Here is a 24952-nt window from a genome sequence, read left to right as displayed (position 1 = left end):
TAATTAATTCTTAGTAATATATTTAAAAAAAACCTCACTGTTACAGTGAGGTTTTTTTGTTGGTGTCATATATGTATACCTTGTTAGCGTCTTGTTGTTATTATCTTAATAATTTACAATTTCAAACCTAGTTATTATTCCCATTCAGCTGTTATTTGTTTTGTAGCTACGTTAATACGTGTAAACATATTCATTGTACAGATAAACATTATCAAGGCTGCTCGTTCTTTTTCATCAAAATGTTTTTCAACTCTGAGCCAAAGTTCGTCTGGTACAGATTGATATTTGTTTTTTAATTCAGTAACTGATTCTGTTAATTCCAATGCCGTTTTCTCTGACTCATTGAACATTTTAGAATGTTTCCATTCCAATACGTGCTCAATTCTGTCTCTTGTAGAAGTATTATTTTTGGCTCTAACTATCGATTCACCGATACATAGTTCACAGTTATTCATTTGCCCTACTCTTAAACCAACGTATTCCAGTAATTCAGAGGAAATACCACTTTGGTATATTGACCCCATTATTGTTTGAATTGGAGGGTTAACGTTTAAAATCATTGCGGGATTTTTCATTCTTGATTCCATAATTTATTATTTTTTTTTGTTATGGAACAAAGATCTCTTGAAAACAGCAAACTTCTTTTTACAAATGATAAAAAATCATTTTTGGGCACGTATTCTATTTAATGAAACTTGTGTTATACCCAAATAGTTGGATAGATCTCCTAGGTTTATTCGTTGTAATAGCCCATTATTTTCATCGATAAAGTTTTGGTAACGATTAGCTGCATTTTCTTCGAGCATTTCACTGATACGTTTCATCATTCCCAAAGTAGCAAATGAAAATAGTTTGCTAAACAGAGCTTCAATAGCGTGATGTTTTCTGCATAGATCTAATATTTCCTTTTTGCTTATAGAATAAACGATAGTTTCCTCTAACGCCATAATCATATATTTTGAAGGCTGTCCTGTGAGATAACTACTAATTTCAGTAAACATCATGCCCTCTTTAAAAAAAGTCATTATAAACTCTTTATCCTCTTTATAAAAATGGGATTTTGTAAGTCCTGATTTTATGTAGTAGTAATGTTTACATGCTTGATCTGCCCTTAAAATTAACTCTCCTTTTGAAAAAGTCTTGAGTTCAAATACATTAAGAAAGTCCTCAAAAGCAATAGTGTCTAGTGGTGAAACTCTATTCGTATATTCCAATATTTCTTTCATCTTCCTGTGTAGTTTTATTAATGACAGCTAACGGTCAAGACATCCGTAGTTTGGTTCTGTAACGAATTTAGTTTTTTAAAAAATATGAGTCAAACTAAATTAACTTGCAGTTTTTCTTTTAAAAACCTCAATTTCATTTCGCATTTGGGTAGCAACTAAAAAAGTTTAAAACTCTTGTAGCTTCTATTAATTGTTTAATTTGTTTTATTTACTATTTCATTAATAACTTGGTCTAATTCGTCTGTTGCTTCAAATAAATAGCTTAAACATTTATTTTTTTCTTCAGCAGACATCGATGTGTTATTTTGTATAGCATTTGAGATTCCTAGTATAGTAGCAATTGGTTTTCGTACTTCATGAGATTGTTTCCAGGCAATTTCTCGTAATCTGTTATTTTGAGATACTATTTTATTATAAGAGGGTTTTATAATCAATTGAAACTCTACAAAGATTATAATTATAGTTATAAGAGCTAATACGATTTCTATTATGATAATATTTGAAAGTTTTTGATCTGTTATTTCTGTTAAATCAACAACAATACTTTCCATTAAAGGTAAAAACTCATCGACATTTTTATTTATAAGTATTAATGAAGCATTATTTAGATTTCCTTTTCTAATAATAGAATCGGTGTTGTTAATTATTTTAAGCCCAGTATTTAATTTTGAATATGTATCTCTATTAGTAATTTTTGAAGTTTTTAAGTCTTCACTTCCATTCATAATAGCTAATTGAGCAGTTTTCCAATTATTTAAAGTTGAAATTAACTGATCACGATTGTTATTTTGTAAGACAACATTTCGAAAAGAAAGTTGATTAATACGTTGGCTTAACATCCTTTGTTTACCACCGATATCTATTAAATGAGAGTCATTTTTTTTATCAAAAAGAAAATACTGTATAATAGCTTGATTAATTAATATAGTTCCAAGCATTATTGCCATTAATGTAAAGTATCGTATTTTATTTTTCATAAATTACACCAAACAGTTTTTGGCTTTTTACAATGTTTTTGAATTATTATGATAATAAATACTTGTAAATTACAAATTTTCTTTCAAAACTTCAATCTCATCACGTAATTGTGCTGCAACTAAAAAGTCTAAAGCTTTGGCAGCTTCTTCCATTTGCTTACGTTTGGTACGAATACGTTTTTCTATTTCTTGCTTAGGTAGGTATTCCAACTCTTGTTCGGCAGCTTTTTGCGCCACATTATCATAATGATAGGAGGTAATTGCATTTTTAGAAAGCGTATTGTCTATCTTTTTATTGATCTGTGTTGGAGTAATTCCATGAGCAGTATTGTAATTAATTTGCTTTTCACGTCTGCGATTGGTCTCATCAATAGTGAGTTGCATGCTATTGGTAATTTTGTCCGCATACATAATTGCCTTACCATTTACGTTACGTGCAGCACGACCTACGGTTTGTGTTAACGAACGGTGTGAACGTAAAAAACCTTCTTTGTCAGCATCTAAAATAGCGACTAAGGAAACTTCTGGTAAGTCTAATCCTTCACGAAGTAGATTTACTCCAATCAATACATCAAACAATCCTTTACGTAAATCTTGCATAATTTCTACGCGTTCTAAGGTGTCTACATCTGAGTGTATATAACGGCAACGTACTTGAATTCTAGTTAAGTATTTAGCTAATTCTTCAGCCATACGTTTTGTTAAGGTTGTAACTAAAGTACGTTCATCTTTTTCTACACGCACTTGAATTTCTTCAATTAAATCATCAATTTGATTTAAACTCGGACGGATTTCAATTTCAGGATCTAATAGTCCTGTTGGTCTAATAATTTGTTCTACAAATAAACCTTCTGTTTTTTGTAACTCGTAGTCTGCTGGTGTTGCAGAAACGTAGATTACTTGGTTTTGTAAAGCTTCGAACTCTTCAAACTTTAATGGACGGTTATCCATTGCAGCAGGTAGTCGGAATCCGTATTCTACTAAGTTTTCTTTACGACTTCTGTCTCCACCATACATCGCGTGAACTTGTGGTACAGTAACATGACTTTCATCAATCACCATCAAGTAGTCATCAGGAAAATAATCTAACAAACAGAAAGGACGGGTACCTGCTTCTCTTCCGTCTAAGTAACGAGAATAATTTTCAATTCCAGAACAATAGCCTAACTCACGAATCATTTCTAAATCAAACTCGGTGCGCTCTTGTAAACGTTTTGCTTCTAAATGTTTTCCTATTTCTTTAAAATAATCTACCTGCTTTACCATATCCTCTTGAATTTGATGAATGGCGTTTTGTAGTATGTCAGGTGAGGTTACAAATAAGTTAGCAGGATAAATATTCAGTTTGTCTAATCGCGTAAGAACTTCGTTGGTTTCAATATCGAATGTTTCAATTTCTTCTATTTCATCTCCAAAAAAGTGAACTCTATATCCGTTATCTCCATACGATGGATAAATTGTAACTACATCACCTTTTACTTTAAACGTTCCGCTTTTTACTTCAACTTCAGTACGTGCATATAAACTTGTTACTAAGCGATGTAAAAATTTGGTACGAGAAATTTGTTGATCAACTTCAATGGTGATGACATTTTTTTTGAACTCAGTTGGATTTCCAATACCATACAAACAAGAAACTGATGCTACTACCAATACATCTCGACGTCCTGAAAGTAGGGAAGAAGAGGTGCTAATTCGTAAACGTTCTATTTCATCATTTATGGATAAATCTTTCTCAATATACGTTCCTGTTACAGGAATATAAGCTTCTGGTTGGTAGTAATCATAATATGAAACGAAATACTCTACAGCATTGTTTGGGAAGAACTGCTTGAACTCAGAATACAATTGTGCAGCTAAGGTTTTGTTATGAGCCAATACTAATGTTGGACGGTTAACTTCAGCTACAACATTGGCAACTGAAAACGTTTTACCAGACCCTGTAACACCCAAAAGTGTTTGGTACTTTTCATCTGCTAAAATACAATTTGAGAGTTGCTTAATTGCTTGAGGTTGATCCCCCGTTGGTTTAAATTCTGAGTTTAATTCAAAGTTCATTCAACAAAAATACGGATAGTTTTTTAGGTAAACTATCCGTATTCTTTTGTTATATATTTTAAAGAGTGTTATTTTCTCAGTAAAGAGAAATGTCCAGTTTTTTTTCTCACTTTTCCATTAGAATCAATTAACTCAGCATTATACCAATAGTCGTTTGAAGGTAATTTAGTTCCGTTATATACGCCATTCCATCCTGGATGATTTTTGTCTGTAATTTCACTAATTATTTTTCCAAAGCGATTAAAAATTTGAACTTTAACAACATCATAATAATTATTATTAACTCCTAAAACTTTCCAAGTATCAAAATGTCCATCTCCATTTGGAGTAAAATGACGTTGAAAATAGATAGTTGAAATTTTGTTAGATGTAGTAACTCCACAACCATTTCGATCTCTAATCGAAATTGAATTTAATCCAGGTGGGATTTCAGTAAAAGTGTATGTAAGATTTTCATTTCCTCTACTAAAATCACTGAGATTAGTACTATTTAAAGCATATTCATAGTCTCCTAATCCATCAACAGTAATTTCAATTTTATTACTGTCTGGGTTATCTTGATCGTCCACAGATTTAATATTTACAATCAATGCTTGGTTAGATTCTTTAACAAAAAATGTATTATATCCCATAAAAGGAGAACTGATGTTTGGATGAGTTCTGTAGGCTTCAACTTTATATTCACCTGTAGAGCTTGCGTTTAGAACTGAAGAGTTTTCACCTGAAATTATACTTCCGTTTAGATACCATTTGTAAGTGTCTGTAGCATTTCCTGTATCGGCATTTAATGCAACTGTATTTGGTTGAGGATTTAACCTTGGGTTATCAACACATAAAATAATGTCATTAAGGTTTCCTTGAGGAACTGGAATTTTTTCTACAAAAATTTTAAAGTTACCAACAGATTCACAAGATGCAGCTCCCTTATTTGAAATTCTAACATATACATCCGAATTATTGGTAAATAAATCATCTTCGTAAGGAGGTATAATTTGGTTTGTTTGTAGGGCAGCATCTTCTGCTGTTATATAATATTGAAAATCGTGAGTAACTTCAGATAACGAACCTCCAGAGTTATTGATTATTTGTTGAGTCTTCAAGGAAAAATCAAAAAAACCGTTATTAGTACCAATGCTAAATTTAGCATCAGGGTTAGATGCGTTTTGATCTAATTCATGAATGTATTCATCACTATATCTAGTTAACCCAGTAGGGTTTACCTGTAAGTTAATTAAGTCAGTTTGATAACATTTTGTTGTGTTATTAGTAACTCTAACTATAATAGAGTGATTTATAGCCACTAAATTTGTGTAGTTATTTTTGTTAATAGGTGAAGAAAAATTAGTGTCAGATGTTTCAAAAAACTCAATTGTAACTTCGGAAAGGTTATTTACTAAAGCATTTTCTAGTACTTCAAGGTTAAAAGTTGTAAAACCATCAATAGGTGTACTATCAAAATCACATTGTATGTATGGTTGAATCGTATTAATTGTTGGTTTTGGTTCAAATGTTATTTGGACTTTACCAGTGAATGTTTTTTTACAATAGGAGTTTGATTCTATTTGTATTTCATATAAACCACTACCATAATTAGTATAATCAACTGTTAGAGCCCTAGTATTCGCTATTACTTTTCCATCTTTAAACCAAGTATACGTGTCGTTAGGGTTGTTCTTTTCTGGTACTATATTATACGTTTCCCCAATACAAAAAACTTGATTAGTATTGTTTAAGACTTCGTTAGAACTTAAGTCGATTAACTTTACAGGAGCAAAAAAAGATTGAATAAAAGGTGGTAGTCCTTGTGAAGACAAGGCTCCTTTTAAGTCTATAGCATTTGAAGTAAATTGAATATTAGCAGCGTTGTCTTCTGGATTCTCTATAGCTCCTAAATAACGTCTATCTGGAATAGAAGCATATATTTTTCCGTTTGGAGCTAATTGTAAAGCACCTCTATAGCCTTGTTCTTGATGAACCTGGGTTTTGGTTTGTGCAATGTTAGAATCTAATAGATTATATTGAAAAATTCTGAAAGAGTTACTATTTTCATGATATAAAGAAGCATACAGTTTTGTAGATTCTTGGGAGAATTCAACACCATAAGGAGAACCATCAGTTGGACCATCTGTAAGAATTAGTCCGTTAGAAGATACTTTACCTGTAGCATTATCAAAATCGTATAAAACTAATCTTCCAATACCGTCATTAGTAAAGTCAGCTAAAGCTATTTTTGTTCCATCAGGAGATACTTTTAAATACCCTCTTTTATCTCTTAAAAAATAAGATGAAGATGATGTGACAGGATTTGTAAAGTCTACTCCGTTTATATCAATTTTATAGGCATAAAAAGTATCTTGTACTATAGATAAAATCCATATTTCTTTACAGTCTTTCCCTTGAACTGCTGTTACTTTTTCTGACCATTCTCTATCTCGTCCATTAGACAGATTAATAGGTCCAGAAATAATTTCACCTCCATTTCCTTTAGAAATATCAATAGTGTAAAATTTAAACCCTGGATTGTCAGGGTAAGGTTGATAACCAATAAAATCTGTACCTACTGTAAAAATGTAGTAAATGTTTTTATCTTCCGGGTTTGGAACAATTAGACCAGATTGTGAACTTGATGGATTCCCTTCTAGATTATTAGCTAAGCTACCGTTAGAGTAACGCATTAGTTCATGGTTCTTTGTCCAAACATTAATTCCGTCTGAATAAAATAATAGATTCCCGTTTTCGTCAGAAATAGATGAACAACCTTCATCTGTTCTTAATAAGCCATCATTTAAAGCTACCGGATTATCTGAGTTAAAGTCTAACCCTGCATTGTTTCCAAAATACCAAACATTTGCTTCTTTTTGACTATAAAGTGATATAGAGACAATAATAAAAAACGCTAGAAGTAGTTGTTTTTTCATCAAAATGAATTTAATTATATAAATAAAACAACTAAACTACATAAAACCCTCTATAAATCTCGTTTTTTTAACAAAGCATATGATGAGTAAATAAAAATAGCAGTCCAAATTAATACAATAGCTATATTTAAAAAGCTAACAGAATAATCTTTAGTGAAATTTTCTCCTATTTGATTGGCTACTGACTTTACTGCACCTAATCGTGTAAATGGTTCTTTAATTAAATTAGCCATAGATTCTAGAGGGAAAAATTGCATGATTGAGTTTACAGCTTCATCAATACCAGTCTTTACATTTCTAAATGTCCAGTATAAATAACCTTTAATTAAACTTTCAATAATTAACCAAACAATCATAGCAGCTACAGCAAAGGCAGATCGTTTAATTAAGACTCCTAAAAATAACCCAAAAGAGAAAAAACCTAAAAGCTTAATGAAAAAAGCAAATAAATAATCTAGGTCAGAAAAAATGATTGCAATTTCATTAAAGTCAGAATAGATAGCTCCAAGAATTAATGAGACAACAAAAACAAAAATGGTAGAAATAAGAGCAAAAGCTATAACTGTATAAAACTTTGAAAGGATAAACTCTTTTTTACTCAGGCCATCAATTAAATTTTGTTTTAAAGTTTTGTAACTATACTCGTTAGCCATCATAGAAACGATAACTAATAATAAGAAAAATTTAAAAATAGCTGCCATGTAGGTGTTAAAGTGCCATATATATGGAAAATTGAAAATTCCTTGTTCAGCTAAATGAAATTTTATGGGACCAATATCAAACTTTATTGCAGCAATCAAAGCAATAGAGGTTAATAAAGCGAAGTATATAATTGAAAGAACTTTACTAGCTCTGTTATATTTTAATTTATGAATTTCTATATTTAAAAGTCGTAACATGATGTAAGTTTATTGGTTGTTGGTTAGGTCTAAGAATTGTTGCTCTAAGCTAGGTTTACGTTTTACTAAATGAGAAAGAGAAACTCCTTTATTAAATAAAAACGTATTAATTTCTGAAGCAGATAATTCTGAGGCTAGACTAGCTATTAAAACGCCATTTTCTTCTTTAATACTTCCTATAGCTGAATGATTTTCTAGAACCTGTTTAAGTGTTTCTTGATTGTCTGCTTGAAGTTCAAAAAAGCCATTAGAAGCAGTCATTTCATCAACTCTACCACTGTATAACTTTATTCCGTTTCTTATTACTACTACATGAGAACATACTTTTTCAACCTCGTCGAGTAGGTGAGAGGCAAGCAAAATTGTAGTTCCATTTTTAGCAATTTCTTTAATTATTTGACGAATTTCATGTATTCCTTGAGGGTCTAATCCGTTTGTAGGCTCATCTAAAATTAGGATTTCAGGATCATTTAGTAGTGCAGAAGCAATAGCCAAACGTTGTTTCATTCCTAAAGAGTAAGTTTTAAACTTACTATTTCTACGCTCGTAAAGGTTAACAGTTTTTAGTTTTTCTTCAATTTTATCGTATGAAACTCCTTTAATTTTACAAATTAACTGTAAGTTTTGAACGGCGCTCATGTATGGGTAGAAGTTAGGACGCTCTATAATTGCTCCTACTTTTTTTAAGGCTTCGTGGGTAGATAGTTTTCCATTGAACCAGCTAAAGTTACCAGAGGTTTTATTTACTACATTTAAAATAATACCTAAAGTGGTAGACTTTCCACTTCCGTTAGGTCCTAAAATTCCATAAACAGTTCCTTTTTGAATATCGAAAGAAAGATTATTTACGGCATGAACTTTTCCGTATTTTTTATCGAGGTTTTGAATTGATAAAATTGTTTCCAAGCTATTTTGGTTTTTGTTGATTATATGTATTTGACGATTGATATAAATTATTGTTACAATGTATAAAAAAGAAAAGACTTCTTTTATTAAAGAAGTCTTTTACTGTTATTAAAATGTATGTATGTCTTATTTGTTGTCTATTAATCTAAACCCTTCACCGTGAATGTTTAAGATTTCAACATTTTCATCACTTTTTAAATATTTACGAAGTTTAGCAATGTAAACATCCATACTACGAGAGGTAAAATAATTATCATCTCTCCATATTTTTGTTAATGCTAATTCACGAGGCATTAAGTCGTTTTTATGAATAGCTAACATTCGTAAAAGCTTACTCTCTTTAGGTGAAAGTTTTTGAGCTTCACCTCCTTTGTATGTTAAATGACGTAATTTAGAGTTAAAGTCAAAAGCCCCAATTTTAAATTCAAACTCATCACTATCATTCGTTTTTTCAGTTTCTTTACGTTGTAAAATAGCTTTGATTTTATGTAATAAAACTTCTGAATCAAAAGGTTTGTTTAAATAATCATCAGCTCCTACTTGGTACCCTTTTAAAACATCTTCTTTTAGCGTTTTAGCAGTTAAGAAGATAATAGGAATTTCTTTGTTGGTTGCACGGATGTCTTCAGCTAAAGAAAAACCATCTTTACGAGGCATCATTACATCTAAAATACATAAATCATATTCTGCATTTTTAAACATAATTAAACCGTCTATTCCATCTTTAGCATGTGTAACATTGTAATCATTCAATGCTAAATAATCTTTCAGAACTGTTCCAAAATTAGGATCATCTTCTACTAATAATATTTTTTTACTCCCCATTTCTTAATAATTTATATTAATGGTAATTTAACTGTAAATGTGCTTCCTTTACCTTTTTCACTTTCAACATAAACGGTACCTTGGTGGCTGTCTATAATTTCTTTTACATAAGCTAAGCCTAATCCATGGCCTTTTACGTTGTGTATATTCCCTTTATGTTCTCTATAAAACTTATCGAACACATACTTTTGAGCGTTTCTGCTCATTCCTATTCCTTCATCTTTTATCTTAAAGATAAAGTATTTATTTGTGTTTTCAGTAAATACATCAATTTTTGGTGCATTTTCTGAATATTTTAATGCGTTTTCTAACATGTTAACCACAACATTTGTTAGATGAAACTGATTTCCAAGAACTTCTGTAGAAATGGCTTCAAAATGTGTTGTAACACTCCCATTTTTGTCGTCGGTTAAAAGTTGAATATGTTCAATAGCCTCTTCAATTATGTCGTGCATATCTACAGCATCCTTACTAATTTCAATTTGGTTCTTTTCTAGTCTTGAAATTCGTAATACATTTTCTACTTGTCCATGCATTCGCTTGTTTTCATCGCGAATCATTTGAACATATCGTTTAACCTTTTCTTCATCAGATATGATTCTCGGGTTTTTAATAGCATCTAATGCTAAGTTAATAGTAGCAATAGGTGTTTTAAACTCATGTGTCATATTGTTAATGAAGTCAGTTTTTATTTCAGAGATCTTTTTTTGACGAATAAGTTGATACAACGATGTTGAAAAAGCAGCAATGATAATTCCTATAAAAAATAAAGAAAGTATCAGTACTTTCATCATACCTGAAAGTAGATTCTTTTTCTCGTTGGGAAATTTAACATATAACTTGTATTTACTATTTCCATTTTCATCTTCTAATAACGGATAGTTAATATCTTCTGGTTGTATGTTAAAGTATCCAGACTTTAACTGTGTTGCTAGTCCGTCTTCGTAAACAACATATTTAAAGTCTTGTGTAATATTCATCTTAGCAAACTCTTCTGTAAGTGTATTGCTTAATTCTTTATTACTTATCCTTTGGTTTATAGGAAACACTGCTTTACTTCGTCTAAAAGCATGTTCCATTACTTCGTCATTCCATGTACTATATATTCTGAAAGAAGAGTGGCGGCTTTCATCTAAAAAAGGCTTAAAATCTTTGCTTCCAGATTTTATTATTTGGGAAAAATAAATGTCTTCTTTTCCCGAGTAACGTTTTATAATGATGGAATCATTATCTACGAACTCATTGGGCATTTTTATACTCTCTTCTAAAATAGTACTACCAAAAGAAAACTTTTTATTACTTACAGTGTCTACTTGCTGAAAAAGAAAAGTTGTTATTTCAGCTTCAGTTCTAAGCTTATCGTTTTCAAAATAGTCTTTATAATTTTGCTGAAACTCTAGATACTCTCTCTCTTTTATATTTTCAGAGGTACGAGCTAAAGCAATTTTTACATTGTTTTTAAATTGTTCTTTTTTATTTTTGATAGCATCATTAATCCAATACACTTGAATAGAGATGATTCCTATCAAAGAAATACTCATTAAAACAACAATGAGAATAAAAATTTTCTTACCCATTATTCAAAAATAAATTAATAAAATTTAGGCGTATAATCTTTTAACTTAGATTAACAAAGTTACTATAAAATTAAGATAATTTTAACAGAAAGGATTAACAAAGCGTAAATTAATGCACCTTTTTTGTTAAAGAATTGTGGATTTTTAAGACTTGTTCTTTTGAGTTTGTAAGTGTAAGGTTTTCAATTAAGTAGTTAGATTGAAGTGTTTTTTTAGTTTCACTCCATTGATTTTTTATTCTATTTTTTACATCTTTAATTGTTGAGTTATCTCTTTTCATAACTCTATCAATTCTTATATTTTCAGGAGCGGTAACTGTAATAATTTTATCGCAAAAAGAATCGCTTCCATTTTCAAAAAGAATCGCGTTTTCATATAGGATATATTCTTTATTGCTGTTTTTTTTTATAAAGTTTTGTAAATGCTCATTAACAATCGGATGTACAATGTTGTTAAGGATAGTTAGCTTTTCTTTGTTATTAAAAACGATTGAAGCTAAGTAGGGTCTGTTCAACTCGTTATTAATATACACTTGCTTGCCAAATTCGGCAATTAATTGATTTTTAATTTTTGGAGATGTAACCATTAGTTTTTTAGCTTCATCATCAGCAATATAAATGGCAATATTTTCAAACTCTGAAAACATTTTAACTATGGTAGATTTTCCACTACCTATACCACCTGTTAGACCTACTACCATACTATTCGTATATTAAAAAATCAATTTTATTGGGAACTATCCTTACTAATGTAACCATATCTGGAAGGTCTTTTATTTTAGGAGTAAGATAGTTGATGTCTTTGTTTTTAGACTGTAGGTAATCGCACTCAACTTTAAATAAATCAGGAGTTACTTCATTAAAGTTTTGTAATCCCACTTTATAAATAATTTTAACCTTTTTTGGAAAAACGTTAATCCCTTTAGGGGCATTTTTAACAAATACAGGAACCTCTATTTCTCCTTCTGTGAATTTATCAACATCAATGTTAATTTCAGCTGTAGAGTGACTTGACTTCAGCTGTACATTTTCAGGAAAAATAATAGGAGAGGAGATAGTAGTACTCTTAGATAAGTTTTCCAAAGTTATACTTTCTAAGTTTAGAAATCCGGTTTTAGCAACATAGGTTTCATCCCCCGAAATTAAAACACTATCAGGAACAATAATTACAGGCTTAGAAAGGTCATAACCTAACTGAAAAGAAATATTTAAGTTAGATTTTAAAGGAACTTTTTTTGAACTAAGTGTGCCAATTTTTAAAGGAATAGTGTCTTCTTTAATTTCAATTAATTCAATGCTAGATTTTAGTTGTTCTTGGACTTCAGAAATTAGATCTTTAGATAAGAAGTAGTAACTAGTTCCTGTTTTTCTTGAAGCTTTATCAAGGTTTAGTTTAATAGGTTTGTGAGTAATGCTAGCAACCAATAAATTATACCCGCTACTTTTTAGCTTTAAAGAAAGATTGTTAATAGGTGTTTCTATTAATGTTTTTTGTTGTGGTAATTGCGTATACTCAACATCATATACTATGGTTGTATCATATTCTTTTGACAGATTAATAAGTAGCCAAAAAAATATTGAAGCAGTTAAAAAACCAAAGAAAGTTTTAGGTATGTTAAATTTTGTTTTCAAAAAATAATTTATTGACGCAATCTACATAAAAAACAAAAAAGTGAGCCCATGAGCTCACTTTTTTATAAAGTTGTATACTGTTATTTTTTAGTTTCAGTAATATATTTTTTACTCATTTCCATAGAAATGGCAGAACGTTCAAACTTTATTTTACCAGCTCCTGTTTCAATAGTAACAGTATTGTCGGTATCATTAATTTCAACAATTTTACCATGAATTCCGCTAGTTGTAACTACTTTAGCTCCTTTTTTAATTTCAGTTTGAAATTGTTTTTCCTTTTTCTGACGTCTCATTTGTGGACGAATAATTAAAAAGTAAAAAACGGCAATCATTGCCACAAAAGGAAGCATATTCATTAAACTTTCTTGTGAGCTAGCTTGTAAAAAAATGGTTGTAAACATTATGAGTTCTTCTTTTTAGGAGTTACCATTCCAGAAATCTTAATAACCTCTCTACCTTTTTCTGTATTGGTAGTTAAAGTGATAGATTTAGATTGCTTGTTAACTCTTCCGTTAGTATTAAAGCTAACTTTAATATCTCCCGTTTTACCTGGAGCAATAGCTTCTTTTGGCCATACAGGAACAGTACATCCACATGATGCTTGCGCATTTGTAATAATTAAATCGCTTTTACCAGTATTTGTTACTACGAAGGTAGTTTTAACAACCTCTCCTTCGTTAACAGTACCAAAGTCAAACTCTTCTTTGTCAAAAGAAATAACAGGCGAGCCTAAACCAATAGAGCTATCCCTTTTTTCTGCGTTTTCAACATTTTCTTTTTTAACTTTTGATGAAGCATTTCCTTGTCCGCAAGAAACTAACATTCCAGCTGAAACAACAAATGCTACTATTACTGCTATTTTCTTCATTTTAAAATATTTTTAGTTTGTTGTAAAAATACTAATTTATTATAATAAACCTCTACCAATTTTAACCATCTTGTTTGAACTTAGATAGTCTTTGGCTAATTTATCTAAAACACCATTAATAAAGTAACCACTTTTGTTTGTAGAATAGTCTTTAGCTAATTCAATATATTCATTAATGGTAACTCTGCTTGGAATAGAAGGGAAGTGTAAAAACTCTGTAATTGCCATCTTGATGATAATCATATCAATATCGGCAATTCTATCAGCTTCCCAGTTAGGAGTTTTCTCTTTAATATCTTCTTCATATTTATGCTGATGTAACATTGTTTTTGTAAATAAATCAGAAACAAAAACCTTATCATCATTGTCTTTATACAAACTACCTAATATAAATGGTTTACTGGCTTTTTGTTTGTTTAAAGATTTAAGAATCCAAGTATTCACAAAAGGAATATCATCAACCCAAGAAATCATTTTGTCCTCAAAATAATCAGCTAATTTTTCATTAGGAGCTACTATTTCTCTGAAAAAATCAATAACAAAAGCTTTGTCTACATTATAAGAATCTTCAACAGTGTCCATGTACTTTTTGTAGATGTCACTTTTCTGTAATTCATCTAATAAGATTTTTACGTATTCATCATCAAGATCCCAATAATTTAGCTTATTAAGCTCAACATACCCTTCTAAACTTACACTTTCGTTAAGCGAGTTTAAAAGTTTATTATCTATAAATTTTGTATTTGGATTGAGTTCTTCTTTGGTAGCTAGTATTTTCTTTTTAGAAAGCTCTATTCTCTTACGAGCTAATTTTTGTACTTCAACTAATAATTGAAGGTTTAAAACGTACAAATCGTACATTTTTTGAATGCTATGTTTTAAGAATTTTTCTTCCTTAACTAAATCATCGCTATGCGATTGTTGCATCGCATAAACCGATTGCATTACTTTAACACGAATATGTCTTCTGTTAATCATTCTAAAGAACTTTAAAAAAAAGAGCGATAGAAACTATTTCTAACGCTCTGCAAAAGTAAAACTTTTTTATTTTTTATCTAGCTATTTTGCTCTTTTTTGCGAGCATCAATTCTCGCTTGTGCAATATTGAAAGCAGCTTGATGTGTAGTTATATTCTCTTTTTCTGATAAATTGAAAATATCTAATGTAGTATTGTAAATGTTTTCAGTTCTTTTTAAGCTTTCTGCTTTATCGTAACCAACAACCTCTGCATATACATTAATAATTCCACCAGCGTTAATTAAGAAATCAGGAGCATAAGCAATTCCTTTTTCTCGTAACATTGTACCGTGTTTTAACTCATTAGCTAATTGGTTGTTAGCTGCACCAGCAATAACTTTAGCTTTTAGTTGAGCAATACTTTCATCATTAATAGTAGCACCTAAAGCACAAGGAGCGTAAATATCAACATCTAATCCAAAAATGTCATTACCTAACACCACGTTAGCACCATATTTTTTACTTAACTCTTCTAAACGAGCTTCGTTAATATCATTTAAAATAACTTGCGCTCCTTCATCAGTAATATGCTTTACTAAAGTTTCACCAACATGACCAACACCTTGAACTAATACTTTTTTACCGTCTAAGTTCTCAGTTCCAAACTTGTATTTAGCAGCAGCCTTCATACCCATATAAACACCATAAGCAGTTACAGGAGAAGGATTTCCAGAACCTCCAATACTTTCAGAAACACCTGTTACATGTGGAGTAACTTCACGAATAATATCCATGTCACGAGTTTCCATTCCAACATCTTCAGCAGTAATATATTTTCCGCTTAAAGAATTAACAAACTCACCAAATTTACGCATTAAAGCGTCGTTTTTTTGAGTTTTAGCATCACCAATAATAACTGCTTTACCACCACCAAGGTTTAATCCAGTAATAGCAGACTTGTAAGTCATACCACGAGACAAACGTAAAACATCGTTTAAAGCTTCCCATTCACTTTTATATTGCCACATTCTAGTACCTCCTAAGGCAGGTCCTAAAGTTGTGTTATGGATACCGATAATTGCTTTTAAACCTGTATCTTCGTCGTTGCAAAAAACGATTTGCTCGTGATTGTCAAAAGATAACTGACCAAACACTGGGTCATTCTTAAGATCTTTAGTATCAATGATTTCTGATGTCATTTGTTTTGTTTTTTAATTTGAGATGATTTGGACAATCTCAAAAATTCGATGGCAAAAATAAGAAATCGTTAAAACATAAGCAAAAAAAGTGGTCTCAATTAAGGTATCTTTAACAAGGCCCTTTATAAAGTTTAATTTTTATAATAGAATAGAATTGAAAGCATTACAATACTTAAATAAGTACTTTGTTAAATACAAATGGAGGTTATTATTAGGAATTTTAATTACGATATTATCAAAAATACTAACACTAAAAATTCCTGATTTTGTTGGAGACTCATTAAATGTTGTAGAAGATTATCAGTTAGGAAAAATAGCTGAATTGTCAGAAGTAAAAAGTATACTTTTTAAGAACATTTTACTTATAATAGGAGTAACCTTACTAGGTGGTTTTTTTACTTTTTTAATGCGTCAAACTATTATTGTAATGTCTCGATTAATTGAGTTTGATTTAAAAAATGAGATTTACCAACAATACCAACGACTATCACTTAATTTTTACAAACAAAATAGAACGGGAGACTTAATGAACCGTATTAGTGAAGATGTGTCTAAGGTTCGTATGTATTTTGGACCAGCTATTATGTATTCATTAAACATGTTAGTTTCATTTGCAGTTGGATTTACCCAAATGTATGCAATATCACCAAAACTTACTTTGTATACAATGATACCTTTTCCAGTATTATCGGTATCAGTTTTTGTATTAAGTAGGCAAATAAATAAACGGAGTACAGTAGTTCAACAGTACCTCTCAAAATTAACTACTTTTAATCAAGAGTTTTTCTCTGGAATTAATGTGGTAAAATCATACGCAATAGAAAGTGCTGTGATTAAAAATTTTGATACGCTGGCAGATGCTAGTAAAGACAAAAACATTAACTTATATAAGGTACAGGCATTATTTTTTCCATTAATGATTTTATTAATAGGAATTAGTAACATTATTGTTCTATATGTTGGTGGTACATTATATATCAATGGAGAAATTCAAGTAGGAGCCATTGGTGCTTTTGTTATGTATGTAAATATTTTAACATGGCCAGTAGCAGTAGTTGGTTGGGTAACTTCAATGGTACAGCAAGCAGAAGCTTCTCAAGAAAGAATAAATGAATTTTTAGAACAAGTTCCTGAAATTAAAAATACAAATGAAGAAGAAACTGTAATAGAAGGAGAAATAGAGTTTAAGCATGTTTCGTTAACTTATGAAGACACAAATATTACAGCTTTAAAAGATGTGAGTTTTAAAGTAGAAAAAGGAGAAACATTAGCGATATTAGGAAAAACAGGAAGTGGAAAGTCGTCTATTATTAATTTAGTTTCACGTTTGTATGATACTACAGAAGGAACTGTGTTAATGGATGGAAAAGATATTAAAACCTGTAATTTATATGATATAAGAAACCAAATAGGTTTTGTACCGCAAGAACCATTTTTGTTTTCAGATACCATTGAAAACAATATCAAATTTGGTAAAGAAGATGCTACTGAAGAAGAAATTATTGAAGCGGCTAAAAATGCAGTCATACACGATAATATTATCGATTTTAAACAAGGTTATAAAACTATTTTAGGAGAACGTGGCGTTACACTTTCAGGAGGGCAGAAGCAACGAACTTCTATTGCAAGAGCAATTATAAAAGATCCTAAGATTTTAATTTTTGATGATTGTTTGTCAGCAGTAGATACTGAGACAGAAGAAAGAATTTTATCAAATTTAGAACGTGTTTCTAGTGATAAAACAACGATAATAATAAGTCATAGGGTATCGTCAGCAAAAAATGCAGATAAAATAATTGTATTAGATAACGGAAAGATAATTCAGCAAGGTGTTCATAATCAATTAGTAAAACAAGAAGGTTATTATAAAGAGTTGTATGAGCAACAGCTTTTAGAAAAAGAAATATAGCATTTCGTATTGTCAAGTCAAATATTTTGTTAGATTTGTTGAGAAAATTTAAGTAAACAACTATTATTTTAAGTAGCGAATTATGAGCGAGAGAGTAGAACAAGAGGAAATCTTTTCACAGGTTTTAAGAGCAGGAAGAAGAACATATTTTTTTGATGTTAGATCTACAAAGGCAGATGATTATTATTTAACAGTAACAGAGAGTAAGAAGTTTACTCACGATGATGGTTCTTTTCATTATCAAAAGCATAAAATTTATTTATATAAAGAAGATTTTAACGACTTTAAAGAAATGTTGAATAAAGCAACAGACTTTATTGTAAACGAAAAAGGATCTGAGGTAATCAGTGAACGCCATCAAAAAGACTATAAAAAGGAAGAGAACGTAGCAACAGAAGCAACTTCAACAGAAAGTTTTACTGACGTTTCTTTCGACGATATTTAAACAGAAGAAACTGTTTTGCATAGCTCTAAACACAAATTGTACAATTTGTGTTTAGATACTAGATTGTGCAGGAAAAAATCAATTCAAATTCAATTTACACTAGAAAAACCGCCAGTTGTTGCACAGCAATTGGTGGTTTTTTATTTTTCACATTAGTGATTTTATTTTGTTTGGTAGTTTTGATGCGAATTCAACCAGCTGCTTATAAGTTAAAGTTCTACCTACTCTACTATTAAGTTTATCTTCACGCTGGTTAACCCTAAGTAATTTTTGTTTCATAGGAAAGCGAGTTTTGAGTTCTCCTAAATATAATAAAAAAAACTGAATATCAGTAGGTTATATTTTGTTTAAGTTGAAATATTTTATCAGGAAGTTATTTTTCTTATAAAACTTTTTTCATGGTAGTTGTTTTCGCAACCGTTTCTTGCCATTCTTTTGCAGGATTGCTGTCGCGTGTAATTCCACCACCAACATAAATATTTACAGTTTTATTAGAAACCTCCATACAACGAAGGTTAACAAACAAATTACTTTCTTTGTCATTAATATTTAATTCTCCTAAAAAACCAGAGTAAAAGCATCTATGGTAGTTTTCATTATCTAAAATAAACTGTTTTGATGCCTCTAATGGCAATCCGCAAACAGCAGGAGTAGGGTGCAAGCTTTTAATTAAAGAAGCAGTATTAGTTTTTAATTTACCGTTAAGTATAGTTCTTAAATGAAGTAATTTACCCGCTTTTATAGTTTCAATATCAGATGTTGTAATCTCAGAAGAAATATCAGATAACCTATCAGTGATGTAGTCAGTTACAAATTGTTGTTCTTCTAATTCTTTTGGCTGCCAAGTAACATTAGTTGTGTCATTGTAAACTTGTGTTCCGGCCAAAGCCATAGTAGTAAAACTTTTATCTTGAATACTAACTAAAGTTTCTGGGGTGGCACCTAACCATAAGCCAACTTTAGGATGGTACCAAACATATACAAAAGCAGTAGGATAGTTACTCAGAAGTTTTTGAAAAGTTTTAATAAGATTAAAGTCAGATAACTCAACTTTTTCTTTTCTAGATAGCACCACTTTTTTAAATTCCTGGTTTTTAATAGCAGCTATTCCTTTTTCAACTAGTTGAATGTGATTTTCTTCGGAAGCAGTATCAGGACTGTGATTTGTATTGTTAGCTAGAATATTATCAATAATAACCTCTTCTTCAGTGTAAGTAGATTGGTTTTTAGGAATCAAAACAGCTTTTTCCTTACTATCAAACGGAGCAAAAATAAATCCACTCTCATTATAATTTTCAGAGGTAATTACATCGTTGTTTTGTTGAAACCATCCTTTTACTTTAGAAGTATTAGGTTTTCTATAAGTAACAAAAGGTAATTTTTTGTCTAAAGTCTCTTTTATATTTGAAAAAATACTCAATCTAGTTGTTGTATTAAATGTTCTTTAATTGCGTCAAATTTACTCCAAATAAATCCATGACCAGCATCAGGTATACTAATTAACTCAAACTGATTTTTTGGAAATTGTTCTTTTAAAAATAATGAGTTTTCAAAAGGTACAATCCAATCATTAGTTCCATGAATACTCACTATGGTGTTTGGTGTAGATTTCCAATTGTTTTCAAAAAGTTGTAAATCTTGTTTATGAGATAACTTTTCTCTGCTAGCTTCTTGCCAAATAGGAGGAACCAACCATCGAGTAAGCTTCCACTTATATAAATTTAAAGACCATGGCATAGGTTCTATTTCGCTATACACTGCTGGAGCCAACAAAATCACTTTTCGAATTTTTTGTTGTATAGCCAAAGCAATAGGACCGCCGTAAGAGTAGCCTACTAGTATTGTTTTGTTGGGGTTGTAATCTTGTAAAATACTTCTTAACATATCACGTTCAAAAGCAATGCTTTCTTGAACTGGTTTTTTGTCTTGATAATTATACCCAATCCTGTCGTATGAAATCATATTTGCTTTACTAAGCAATACACTATCTTTCATATATTTTACGAAATCAGTAGAAGAACCTATGGCTCCATGGACAAAAATAAGAGTAGGTAAAGTAGTATCTTTTGTAATAGAAAGTTTTCTGTATTCAAACTCTTTAAAGTTTTTATGAGTGAGTATAGGGGTGTGAGAACTACCCGAAAACTTTTCAAGTACTTTTGCATCAGATTTTGGAGCAGAAAAATTCCAGAATAAGTAGTACAAAATAAGGAAAAGCACAAAGAGAGCAATTCCAACAAATTTCAAGATTTTTTTTAGCAATTTCATGCTATTGTTTGTCTAAGACAATATTGGTAATCTTACAAAGTGAAATCAAATTATCATCTTCATCAACAATTCTGACTTCCCATAAATGTGTAGTTCTGCCTTTATGAATAGCTTTAGCAGTAGCAAAAACATGTCCTTGTCGTTTACTTTTTACATGATTGATGCTAAGCTCAATTCCTTTTACAATTTTAGAAGAATCTCTTAAGAAAAAAGCAGAAGCACAACTACCTACCGATTCTGCTAGGGCTGCTGTTGCTCCACCATGTAATAATCCATAAGGTTGATGTACTTTAGGAGTTACAGGCATTTTAGCAGTAATAAAATCATCTCCTACATCAACAAACTCTATTTCTAAAGTTTCCATTAATGTATTTTTGTTATAACTGTTTAAGGTTGTAAGAGATGCTTGCTTATTCATGGTAACTAAAAATTATCACCCAAAAATACGTATTTTTGTACTGACAAAAAATGATAGAATGTATAAAGTACGCGTAATTTTAGATACGAAAGAAGATGTAATAAGAACCCTATTGGTAAATGAAAAAGCTTCGTTAGAAAACCTACACTTTGATATTGCAAAAGCGTTTGGTTTTAATGGACAAGAAATGGCATCTTTTTACCGTACCGATGAAGATTGGAACCAAGGCGAAGAAATTCCACTATTTAATATGTCAGAAGCAGGAGATGGAATTTCAATGGCAACATGTATTTTACATGAAACCTTGCCAAATCAACACGATAAGTTAATTTATGTGTATGATTTTTTACAAATGTGGACGTTTTATGTAGAGTTGATAGAACAATCAAATGAAGTAGTAACTGAAACAAAAATGATTTTATCTGTTGGAGAAATTCCAGAAGAAGCCCCAGAAAAAGAATTTAAAGCAGATGACCTTTCAAAAAATATAGACGATGAAATTGATGATGAATTTAATAACTTTGAAAGCCTTGATGATTTTGACTTTGATAATTACTAAGCTATGGCGCAATTTATAAAATTGTATAACGACAACCCCAATCCAAAAGAGATTGAAAAAATTGTAAAAGTTTTACAAAATGGTGGGTTGATTATTTATCCAACCGATACTGTTTATGGTTTAGGTTGCGATATTACCAATACTAAAGCACTAGAAAAAGTAGCGAGAATAAAAAAAGTAAAGCCAGAAAAAGCCAATTTCTCATTTGTTTGCAACGATTTAAGTCATTTATCCGATTACGTAAAACAAATAGATACTGCAACTTATAAAATTTTAAAAAGAGCCTTACCGGGGCCGTATACTTTTGTGTTACCTGGTAGTAACTCACTACCAAAGGCCTATAAAAAACGTAAAACAGTAGGTATTCGTGTGCCAGATAATAATATAGCAAGAGCTATTGTAGCAGCTTTAGGGAACCCAATTGTATCTACGTCTATACATGACGAAGATGAAGTATTAGAATACACAACGGATCCTGAGTTAATCTTCGAAAAATGGCAAAATCTTGTTGATGTAGTGGTTGATGGAGGATACGGAGATAACCATGCATCTACAGTAATTGATTTAACAACCGACGAGCCAGAAGTACTTCGTGAAGGAAAAGGAAGTTTAGATATTTTGTAATTAATAAACTTAGTTTAAATCTTAAAAAATCACTTTTCAATTAAAAGCACAATTCCTATCTTAGTACAGAATAGAAAAAGGATATATGTTTTTACTGGATAGATTCCCTAACGACAGCGGACCAATATATCAAGAAACCATAGCAGGCAGATTGCCTGTTGAACCTTTCAATACCTTTAGTAACTTAATTTTTATAGTACTACTGATTTACTTCGGAAGAAGAATTTATCAAAACCCTAAACAATACCCATTTTTTCTGTTTGCCATTCCAGTAATATTTATCAGTTGGATAGGAGGCACCATGTTTCATGGCACAAGGAGTCATGAATTTTGGTTGTTGTTAGATTGGGTTCCTATTATGATTGTATGTTTAGGAGCTATTATTTACTTCATAGGAAAAATTAAAAAGAAATGGTGGCAACGATTAGCAATAATTGTAGCTATACTTTTAGTATCTATTTTACCAAGGTTTTTACCAATACCTTCAGGGTATAGAACATCGTTTGGATATGCAGTAACAGCATTTGCAGTAATAACTCCGTTAATTTGGTATGCTTACAAAACACATTGGAAAAACGTAAAGTATATAATGTATGGAGGAATGGTATTTGGAATAGCGTTGCTATTTAGAACATTGGATAATAAAGTAGAGTTACTACCTATGGGAACGCACTGGTTATGGCATACTTTCGGTGGAATAGCAGTTTTCTTTCTGCTATATTATATCTATAAAGATGAACAAGAATTAACGTAGTTCAGTAAACTTTTTTCTTTCTTTAGCGTAATACTGCCAAACTACAGACTTGTGCTCGTAGTAGTTTGATTTTTTAGGAGATTCTTTTCTCTTTTTTATGAACTTAGGAAGATGCGCATAAAAACTAAAATGAGCTTTTAAAATAGCAAACAAATGGTTAGGTTTTCCTTCCAATAAAAATTTAAGGCTTGCCAATCCGTCTAAGACCAAACGAGAAAAAATAATTGGAAACAATTTTGTAGAAGGTAAGTTTTTAACCAAGTTGAGTAAACTATTCCTAAAATTTAAAAATGTTTTTCTAGGGTTCAACGTATCTAATGTAGCACCACCTACATGATATACAGTTGATGCTCCCACATACTTTATAGTGTGTCCACTGTTTTTAGCACGCCAGCACAAATCAATTTCTTCTTGATGTGCAAAAAAGTCTTCATCAAAACCGTTGAGTTGATGAAAAACTTCTGAACGAATAAAAAAGCAAGCTCCCGATGCCCAAAAAATTTCAGAAGTATCGTTAAACTGTCCGTTATCTGTTTCCAAATCGCTAAACAAACGACCGCGACAATATGGGTATCCGAAAGCATCAATAAAGCCTCCACCAGCACCAGCATATTCAAACTTCGATTTATCTTTAAAATCTAAAATCTTTGGTTGAATAATCGCAGTGTTAGCTTCTTTCTTAAAAGTATCAATAATAGGAGTTAACCAATTCTTGGTAACTTCAATATCAGAATTTACCAAACAATATACATTAGCATCAATATGTTGTAATGCGTCGTTGTAACCTTTTGCATAACCACCGTTTTCGGTATTTTTTACAATCTTAACAGTAGGAAAATACAGCTTAATAAATTCAATGGAATCATCCGTAGAAGCATTGTCAGCGACATATACTTCCGCTTCTTCAGAACTAAAATTCACGACAGAAGGTAAAAACTGCTCAAGCAATTTTTTCCCATTCCAGTTTAATATGACGATAGCTGTTTTCAAGACGGCAAATTTACAGTTTAAAAATGAAATTACATTAAAAACCTCTCGTCATTCCGAACGAGGTACGAGGAGGAATCCCATAAGGAGAGTAATTTTTATGTTTAAGATTTCTCCTTCCGTTACACTCCAGTTCGAAATGACATTATAGTAATCGTCATTGCGAGAGGAACGAAGCAATCTGTTTGTTGAGAGTGAGATAGCTACGTCGTTGTCACTCCTCGCTATGACGTTTCACATTTCCGTCATTCCGAACGACAAAGGAGGAGGAATTCATTAAACAGCATAACTTCTATTCTAACTCTACAGGTATATATGTTACATTCTCTAAACTAAAATTAAAAGGCTCAGAACCTCCGCCAGTCATTACAATATCAGCGCTTTGAACCTCAAATAAATTTATTTCCGTGTTTATTTTTGAAATAATAGCAGAATTAAGAATTTCTCCTTCTACAATTTCAGAAGCAACACCTATATAAAGTTTAGGATTGAATTTAAAAACAGCTTTTTGACCTGGTGCAAGATTAGTTTTTATAGCTAATAGCTTACCATCCTTATAACAATTAGCATCAATAGCACTTCGTGTTAGGTTGTTTCGTACTTCTACTTCATCTATGTTAGAAGCGAAGTGTTGGGATGGTTGTAAGGTGTATCCAGATGCTCTTTCAACCATTTCAAAAGCACTTCCATCATAAGCGGCTAATTTGGGTGTGTAGTTTCCGTAAGAATCAGCAGCAGCAACTTGAAAGTTAGTAGAGTAATTAATAGGGTGGCTTTCCCCGTGACTTGGATTTTTAATCACTTTCCATGCAATATGACGTTCATCAAAATTGCTCGCAACATTCTTTTGAAAAATTACAACATCACTATTATTCGCATCATTTGATTTGTTTACAAAGTTTAATTTAATAGAGTTACTCATAAAGTCAATTTTAAAGTTTGGTATA

The 24952-nt window shown here is 30.9% G+C and carries 25 protein-coding genes; 5 read left to right on the top strand and 20 right to left on the bottom strand.

Translation table 11 applies throughout. From position 1 onward, the window contains the following. Positions 1-134 precede the first annotated feature (134 nt). The 15 genes from ACTPNM_RS13030 to ACTPNM_RS12960 all read right to left on the bottom strand — a co-directional run bounded on the left by ACTPNM_RS13030 (position 135) and on the right by ACTPNM_RS12960 (position 16041). On the bottom strand, positions 135-587 hold the full coding sequence (locus ACTPNM_RS13030) for a carboxymuconolactone decarboxylase family protein (RefSeq protein WP_440122244.1): 453 nt from the start codon (positions 585-587) through the stop codon (positions 135-137). A gap of 75 nt (positions 588-662) precedes the next feature. Further along, entirely contained in the window at positions 663-1226 is a 564-nt protein-coding gene (locus ACTPNM_RS13025) for a Crp/Fnr family transcriptional regulator (RefSeq protein ID WP_440122242.1), read from the bottom strand. Between the two features lie 194 nt (positions 1227-1420). Next, on the bottom strand, positions 1421-2173 hold the full coding sequence (locus tag ACTPNM_RS13020) for a type IV pili methyl-accepting chemotaxis transducer N-terminal domain-containing protein (RefSeq protein WP_440122240.1): 753 nt from the start codon (positions 2171-2173) through the stop codon (positions 1421-1423). 99 nt (positions 2174-2272) lie between these two features. After that, a complete protein-coding gene (gene uvrB, locus ACTPNM_RS13015) occupies positions 2273-4261 on the bottom strand; it encodes an excinuclease ABC subunit UvrB (RefSeq protein ID WP_440122239.1) in 1989 nt (662 codons plus the stop codon). Positions 4262-4329: 68 nt separating this feature from the next. Further along, the gene (locus ACTPNM_RS13010) at positions 4330-7179 is read right to left on the bottom strand and encodes a T9SS type B sorting domain-containing protein (protein ID WP_440122238.1); all 2850 of its coding nucleotides are present in this window, start codon (positions 7177-7179) and stop codon (positions 4330-4332) included. A gap of 50 nt (positions 7180-7229) precedes the next feature. Beyond that, on the bottom strand, positions 7230-8078 hold the full coding sequence (locus ACTPNM_RS13005) for an ABC transporter permease (RefSeq protein ID WP_440122236.1): 849 nt from the start codon (positions 8076-8078) through the stop codon (positions 7230-7232). Between the two features lie 9 nt (positions 8079-8087). After that, the gene (locus ACTPNM_RS13000; protein ID WP_440122235.1) at positions 8088-8984 is read right to left on the bottom strand and encodes an ABC transporter ATP-binding protein; all 897 of its coding nucleotides are present in this window, start codon (positions 8982-8984) and stop codon (positions 8088-8090) included. 126 nt (positions 8985-9110) lie between these two features. Next, positions 9111-9809, bottom strand: coding sequence for a response regulator transcription factor (locus ACTPNM_RS12995; protein WP_125068104.1), 699 nt, complete (start codon positions 9807-9809; stop codon positions 9111-9113). An 11-nt stretch (positions 9810-9820) separates the two neighbouring features. Continuing rightward, positions 9821-11386 (bottom strand): sensor histidine kinase, encoded by a 1566-nt coding sequence (locus tag ACTPNM_RS12990; RefSeq protein WP_274641207.1) that lies wholly within the window; start codon positions 11384-11386, stop codon positions 9821-9823. A 109-nt stretch (positions 11387-11495) separates the two neighbouring features. After that, positions 11496-12086 (bottom strand): dephospho-CoA kinase, encoded by a 591-nt coding sequence (coaE, locus tag ACTPNM_RS12985; RefSeq protein WP_440122234.1) that lies wholly within the window; start codon positions 12084-12086, stop codon positions 11496-11498. 1 nt (position 12087) lies between these two features. Further along, positions 12088-13017, bottom strand: coding sequence for a hypothetical protein (locus ACTPNM_RS12980; RefSeq protein ID WP_440122232.1), 930 nt, complete (start codon positions 13015-13017; stop codon positions 12088-12090). An 80-nt stretch (positions 13018-13097) separates the two neighbouring features. Next, the gene (yajC, locus tag ACTPNM_RS12975) at positions 13098-13418 is read right to left on the bottom strand and encodes a preprotein translocase subunit YajC (protein WP_099216516.1); all 321 of its coding nucleotides are present in this window, start codon (positions 13416-13418) and stop codon (positions 13098-13100) included. Next, complete coding sequence (locus ACTPNM_RS12970) at positions 13418-13885, bottom strand: DUF1573 domain-containing protein (RefSeq protein WP_124590302.1); 468 nt, start codon at positions 13883-13885, stop codon at positions 13418-13420. Before ACTPNM_RS12970 ends, yajC begins: the two co-directional genes overlap by 1 nt. A 39-nt stretch (positions 13886-13924) precedes the next feature. Next, positions 13925-14863, bottom strand: coding sequence for a transcription antitermination factor NusB (gene nusB / locus ACTPNM_RS12965; RefSeq protein WP_440122231.1), 939 nt, complete (start codon positions 14861-14863; stop codon positions 13925-13927). 77 nt (positions 14864-14940) lie between these two features. After that, on the bottom strand, positions 14941-16041 hold the full coding sequence (locus ACTPNM_RS12960; protein ID WP_440122230.1) for a Glu/Leu/Phe/Val family dehydrogenase: 1101 nt from the start codon (positions 16039-16041) through the stop codon (positions 14941-14943). Between the two features lie 154 nt (positions 16042-16195). Here ACTPNM_RS12960 and ACTPNM_RS12955 point away from each other — a divergent pair, with 154 nt between their 5' ends. Both ACTPNM_RS12955 and ACTPNM_RS12950 read left to right on the top strand, forming a co-directional pair. Next, positions 16196-17950: an ABC transporter ATP-binding protein gene (locus ACTPNM_RS12955; RefSeq protein ID WP_440122229.1), complete on the top strand. Its 1755-nt coding sequence runs from the start codon at positions 16196-16198 to the stop codon at positions 17948-17950. Between the two features lie 82 nt (positions 17951-18032). Beyond that, positions 18033-18395: a PUR family DNA/RNA-binding protein gene (locus ACTPNM_RS12950; protein WP_274641213.1), complete on the top strand. Its 363-nt coding sequence runs from the start codon at positions 18033-18035 to the stop codon at positions 18393-18395. Between the two features lie 382 nt (positions 18396-18777). Here ACTPNM_RS12950 and ACTPNM_RS12945 read toward each other — a convergent pair whose 3' ends face one another. Genes ACTPNM_RS12945 through ACTPNM_RS12935 form a run of 3 tightly spaced genes read right to left on the bottom strand, consistent with a single transcriptional unit; the run spans position 18778 to position 21081 of the window. Continuing rightward, positions 18778-19815 (bottom strand): chorismate-binding protein, encoded by a 1038-nt coding sequence (locus tag ACTPNM_RS12945; protein WP_440122227.1) that lies wholly within the window; start codon positions 19813-19815, stop codon positions 18778-18780. Beyond that, a complete protein-coding gene (locus tag ACTPNM_RS12940; RefSeq protein WP_440122225.1) occupies positions 19812-20663 on the bottom strand; it encodes an alpha/beta fold hydrolase in 852 nt (283 codons plus the stop codon). The genes ACTPNM_RS12945 and ACTPNM_RS12940 overlap by 4 nt, the downstream gene beginning before the upstream one ends. Position 20664: 1 nt before the next feature. Further along, positions 20665-21081 (bottom strand): PaaI family thioesterase, encoded by a 417-nt coding sequence (locus tag ACTPNM_RS12935; protein ID WP_440122224.1) that lies wholly within the window; start codon positions 21079-21081, stop codon positions 20665-20667. A gap of 58 nt (positions 21082-21139) precedes the next feature. On the opposite strand from ACTPNM_RS12935, the gene ACTPNM_RS12930 reads away from it, so the two are divergent. From ACTPNM_RS12930 to ACTPNM_RS12920, 3 genes are all read left to right on the top strand, one after another. Next, a complete protein-coding gene (locus tag ACTPNM_RS12930) occupies positions 21140-21640 on the top strand; it encodes an IS1096 element passenger TnpR family protein (RefSeq protein ID WP_440122223.1) in 501 nt (166 codons plus the stop codon). 3 nt (positions 21641-21643) lie between these two features. After that, entirely contained in the window at positions 21644-22264 is a 621-nt protein-coding gene (locus tag ACTPNM_RS12925) for an L-threonylcarbamoyladenylate synthase (protein WP_440122222.1), read from the top strand. Positions 22265-22349: 85 nt separating this feature from the next. Next, complete coding sequence (locus tag ACTPNM_RS12920; protein WP_099216507.1) at positions 22350-23018, top strand: hypothetical protein; 669 nt, start codon at positions 22350-22352, stop codon at positions 23016-23018. On the opposite strand, the gene ACTPNM_RS12915 is transcribed toward ACTPNM_RS12920, so the two are convergent. Both ACTPNM_RS12915 and ACTPNM_RS12910 read right to left on the bottom strand, forming a co-directional pair. Next, positions 23010-24008: a glycosyltransferase family 2 protein gene (locus ACTPNM_RS12915; protein ID WP_440122220.1), complete on the bottom strand. Its 999-nt coding sequence runs from the start codon at positions 24006-24008 to the stop codon at positions 23010-23012. The two genes, ACTPNM_RS12920 and ACTPNM_RS12915, sit on opposite strands and share 9 nt — an antisense overlap. Positions 24009-24297: 289 nt before the next feature. Beyond that, a complete protein-coding gene (locus ACTPNM_RS12910) occupies positions 24298-24927 on the bottom strand; it encodes a hypothetical protein (protein WP_440122218.1) in 630 nt (209 codons plus the stop codon). Positions 24928-24952: the final 25 nt, after the last annotated feature.

This window comes from Tenacibaculum sp. Ill (assembly GCF_051938915.1).
Lineage (GTDB): Bacteria > Bacteroidota > Bacteroidia > Flavobacteriales > Flavobacteriaceae > Polaribacter > Polaribacter larymnensis.
This window is presented reverse-complemented; position numbering and strand designations above follow the sequence as displayed.